The following is a 4,655-nucleotide window of genomic DNA, read 5'->3' as shown; positions in this document are numbered from 1 at the left end:
GTCCACGGCTTTCATCTGTGCCAGGAACGGTTCCAGCTTGTCCAGCGGCAGCGCGCTGGGGCCGTCACACAGTGCCTTTGCAGGGTTCGGGTGGGCTTCCAGGAACAGGCCGGCGATGCCGATGGCGAGGCCGGCGCGGCCCAGCTCGGTGACCTGGGCGCGGCGGCCGCCGGAAGCGGCACCGCCCGGGTCGCGCATCTGCAGCGAGTGGGTGACATCGAAAATCAGCGGCGCGCCGCCGGAGGCGTCGATCATGGTGCGGAAGCCGAGCATGTCGACCACCAGGTTGTCGTAACCGAAGCAGGCGCCGCGCTCGCACAGGATGATTTTTTCGTTGCCGCCTTCAGCAAACTTTTCCACCACGTTCTTGACCTGGGGCGGGCTCATGAACTGGGGCTTTTTCACGTTGATCACGGCACCGGTCGCGGCCATGGCGGCAACCAGGTCAGTCTGGCGCGCGAGGAAAGCGGGCAACTGGATCACGTCCACCACTTCCGCTACCGGCGCTGCCTGGCTGGGCTCGTGCACGTCGGTGATCAGGGGGACGTCGAAGGTCTTTTTGATTTCTTCAAAAATCTTCAGGCCCTCTTCCAAGCCCGGCCCGCGGTAGGAGTGGATAGAGGAGCGGTTGGCCTTGTCAAAGGAGGCCTTGAACACGTAGGGGATACCGAGTTTTTCGGTCACTTTTACGTAGTACTCTGCCACCTGCATGGCGAGATCGCGGGATTCCAGCACGTTCATGCCACCGAACAGGGTGAACGGCTTGTCGTTGGCAACCTGGAGTTTGCCCACTTCAATGGTTTTCATAGCTCTCAACATCCTTTGCGCGACTTATGTGTTCTGCTGGCTCGCTGCGCGCCCGTCGCCTTCAGGTGATGAAGAACGAAGGCGCGCGCCAGAAGAATCTGTTTTGTTTACCGGGCCGGATTCCCGGTTTTACTTTTGCGATTCGCGGTGCTTCAGCGCAGCGGCCACATAGCTTTCAAACAGCGGGTGTCCGTCGCGCGGGGTGGAAGTGAATTCCGGGTGGAACTGACAGGCCACAAACCAGTCGTGCTCCGGCAGTTCGACCATTTCCACCAGGGTGTCATCCGCGGACCAGCCGCCGATACGCAGGCCAGCCTTCTGCAGGCGGTCAACATAGTTGTTGTTGACTTCATAGCGGTGACGGTGGCGCTCGACGATCACGTCCTTGCCGTAAATTTCACGGGCCTTGGAGTCTTTCGTCAGGCGACATTCCTGGCCGCCGAGACGCATGGTGCCGCCGAGGTCGGACTTTTCATCGCGCTTCTCGACCTTGCCTTCACTGTCGATCCACTCGGTAATCAGGCCGATCACCGGGTGCGGGGTCTTGGTATCGAATTCGGTACTGTTGGCACCTTCGAGGCCGAGTACGTTGCGCGCGTATTCGATCACCACGGACTGCAGGCCAAGGCAGATGCCGAGGAACGGGATGTTGTTCTCCCGCGCGTAGCGCACGGATTCCAGCTTGCCTTCGAGGCCGCGCTCACCGAAGCCACCGGGTACCAGGATCGCATCGGCGCCCTTGATCAGGTCGAGGCCATTCTCGCCTTCCACATCTTCCGCATTGATGAAGTCGATATTGATCTTGGTGCGGTTCTTGATGCCTGCATGCACCAGGGATTCGATCAGGGATTTGTAGGCGTCCAGCAGCTCCATGTACTTGCCGACCATGGCGATCTTGATTTCGTGCTGCGGGTTCAGCTTGCCGTCTACCACCGCATCCCACTCGGACAGGTCCGGGGCGTCGCATTCCAGCTGCAGCTTCTCCACCACGATCTCGTCGAGGCCGTACTCGTGCAGCATGCGCGGCACGCCGTAGATGGTCTTGGCATCCGGCAGCGGAACTACCGCGCGCTCTTCCACGTTGGTGAACAGGGCAATCTTGCGACGGGAGTCATCGTCGATGGCGCGCTCGGAGCGACACAGCAGGATGTCCGGCTGCAGCCCGATGGAGCGCAGCTCTTTCACCGAGTGCTGGGTCGGTTTGGTCTTGGTCTCGCCGGCGGTGGCGATGTACGGCACGTAGCTGAGGTGGATCAGCAGGGCGCGGTTGATGCCCATCTCCACCCGCAGCTGGCGCACGGATTCCAGGAACGGCTGGGATTCGATGTCACCCACGGTACCGCCGATCTCGACGATGGCCACATCCACGTCGCGGCCGCCTTCGATCACGCGGCGCTTGATCTCGTCGGTGATGTGCGGGATCACCTGCACGGTACCGCCCAGGTAGTCACCGCGACGCTCCTTGCGCAGCACGGTTTCATATACACGGCCGGTGGTGAAATTGTTGCGCTTGGACATGCGCGTGCGGATAAAGCGCTCGTAGTGGCCCAGGTCCAGATCCGTTTCGGCGCCATCTTCGGTCACATAGACCTCGCCGTGCTGGAAGGGGCTCATGGTGCCCGGGTCAACGTTGATATAAGGGTCAAGCTTCAGAATCGTGACCTTGAGGCCACGGGCTTCGAGAATAGCGGCCAGAGAAGCGGAGGCGATACCTTTCCCCAATGAGGAAACCACGCCGCCAGTGACAAATATATAGCGCGTCATGCAAAACCTTGGTCAGTTGAATGCCCGACGGGTACGGGCGTGCGGGACTGGCTGGGGCGCACGCACTCGCGCAACCCGATGCCTTTGAGATGGGACGCCAGACTACCAGAAAGCGATTTTCCACTCAATCCAAAAACCGCCAGATTGGCGCTTGCGGCGGGCCCCCGGGGGTGGCGAACAGGTCTCCCACCGCGACCAGCTGTTCGCCGCGGTAAATCAGCGGGATCCGGTCCCGCAGCCAGGGCTCCAGGGCATACTCCTGCAACAGCCGTTTCAGGGTCTGGGAGTGCCGGCGCGCCCGGGGCTGCGCCCGTTCGCCACCACCGCGGAAGCACACCCGGTAGTCCCCCGCCGGCCAACCGGCAGAGGGCGACAGCACCGAGCCCCCGGGCAGCTGCAGATCGCTTGCGCCGTCCCATTGCCATACACCTCCAGCGAGATCCGCCGAATCCAGAGGCTGTAATTGTGGTGTGAGATAGAGCCGATTGCGAAACCTTCTTGCCACCAAACCGGTGAGCCCCACCTCGGGGCGGGCGTCTGCCGCCGCCGCGAGCTGCCGGAGCAGCTGCTCCAGATGGGCGGATTCCGGGGGCCGCCCGCTGCGGGACTGCACCCAGCAGCGCAGCAGGTTCTTCTGCCGCGCAGTACTCAGGCAGGCCAGTGCGTCGAGGTCGATGCTCTGCCCTATCCGCGCCATTGCGAGATCACAGCGCTGCAGGTCCTCCTCCGCCAGCGCCTCCAGCAGGTCGGCGGTTTCCTGCAGGTTTTCCGCTACCCGTGCCACCACAGTCGCTACCGGCCAGCGGGAGGCCAGCTGGGGGGTCACATTGCGGCGCAGGAAGTTGCGGTCAAAACTCGTATCCGCATTACTCTCATCCTCTATCCACTGCAGGCCGTGCTGGCGAGCGTAGGATTCGAGCTGGCTGCGGGTTGCCCGCAACAGGGGCCGCAACAGGTGCCGGCCCCCGCCCAGGTGGCGGGATTCCCGCATGGATGCGAGCCCCGGGACCCCGGCGCCGCGCAGCAATCTTAAAAGAAAGGTCTCCACCTGGTCATCGCCGTGATGCCCCAGCAGGATCACATCCCCTTCCGCCATCACTTCGCGGAAAGCCCGGTAGCGCGCTTCGCGGGCACCCTGCTCCAGTCCGCCATCGGCAGAATCCACTACGACCGCCAGCGACCGAAATGGCACCCCCAGCCGGTCTGCCTGGGCCGCACAGTGGGCCTGCCAGTGATCGGCGTGCGGGCTCAGGCCGTGGTGCACATGCAGCGCGCAAACCGGTAGCCCCTGCGCGGCCAGCAGGTGCAGTAGCACCGTCGAATCCAGGCCGCCGGAATACCCCAGCCACAGGCACCCCTGCACGGGGTGCCGGCGCAGGGCGTCGCTCGTCAGCTCAGCCAGTGGATTTACGGGGCAGTTCGATGACACAGGTAAAAAGACCTTGGCTATAAAGCGGCCAGTATACCCCGATCCCGGGTGCGATTTTGCGACGGTACCCGTCTCCTAATCAGGGGACTTATCGGCTCCCCGAAAACCTTGCGGACGCTCCCGTCTTTCACCTTTTCTCCGGGAGCGTCCACTTTTTCAATGCGCAACCAATAAGTACAAGAACCGGAGCTTCCATGACCCCATCTACCGGGATCCTTTGCACACGCCTCGCCGTCAGTATCGCCCTCGCCGCCAGCCTCGCCGCCTGCGGTGATACAGACCCAGGGCTATCCGCCACCGAAGCCTCCACCGGTCCGGCGGAGCAGATCGTAAACGCCGACAGCGGCCGCTCTCTGGAAAACTGGCCGCAACTGCCGCCGGCCTTGCCTGCAGACCCGGAACTGGAGGCGCGGATTGCCGACCTGCTGTCGCAGATGACGCTGGAGGAAAAAGTCGGGCAGATGATGCAGGCGGAGATCAAGTACATCACGCCTGAAGAAGTGAAGCAGTATCACATCGGCTCCATTCTGAACGGCGGCGGCACCTTCCCCAACAACGACAAATTCGCCACCCCGGATGACTGGCGACAGCTGGCGGACGACTACTTTGCCGCCTCCATGGACACCTCCGACGGCGGTGTCGCCATCCCCATCAT

3 protein-coding genes and 1 pseudogene are annotated in these 4,655 nt (G+C 62.7%); 1 reads left to right on the top strand and 3 read right to left on the bottom strand.

Annotated features, from left to right (window positions below):
* The 3 genes from kdsA to tilS all read right to left on the bottom strand — a co-directional run.
* On the bottom strand, positions 1–807 hold an 807-nt coding region (gene kdsA, locus QZ511_RS16335), incomplete at its 3' end, for a 3-deoxy-8-phosphooctulonate synthase (protein ID WP_295804095.1).
* Between the two features lie 129 nt (positions 808–936).
* Entirely contained in the window at positions 937–2,571 is a 1,635-nt protein-coding gene (locus QZ511_RS16330; RefSeq protein ID WP_295804094.1) for a CTP synthase, read from the bottom strand.
* Between the two features lie 124 nt (positions 2,572–2,695).
* Complete coding sequence (tilS, locus tag QZ511_RS16325) at positions 2,696–4,000, bottom strand: tRNA lysidine(34) synthetase TilS (RefSeq protein ID WP_295804090.1); 1,305 nt, start codon at positions 3,998–4,000, stop codon at positions 2,696–2,698.
* A 194-nt stretch (positions 4,001–4,194) separates the two neighbouring features.
* Here tilS and QZ511_RS16320 point away from each other — a divergent pair.
* Positions 4,195–4,655, top strand: a pseudogene (locus tag QZ511_RS16320) (glycoside hydrolase family 3 protein); the annotation flags it as partial.

The sequence above is a fragment of the uncultured Microbulbifer sp. genome (assembly GCF_913055755.1).
GTDB lineage: Bacteria > Pseudomonadota > Gammaproteobacteria > Pseudomonadales > Cellvibrionaceae > Microbulbifer.
Note: the sequence above shows the minus strand (reverse complement) of the source record. Positions and strands in the feature narration are given on the sequence as shown.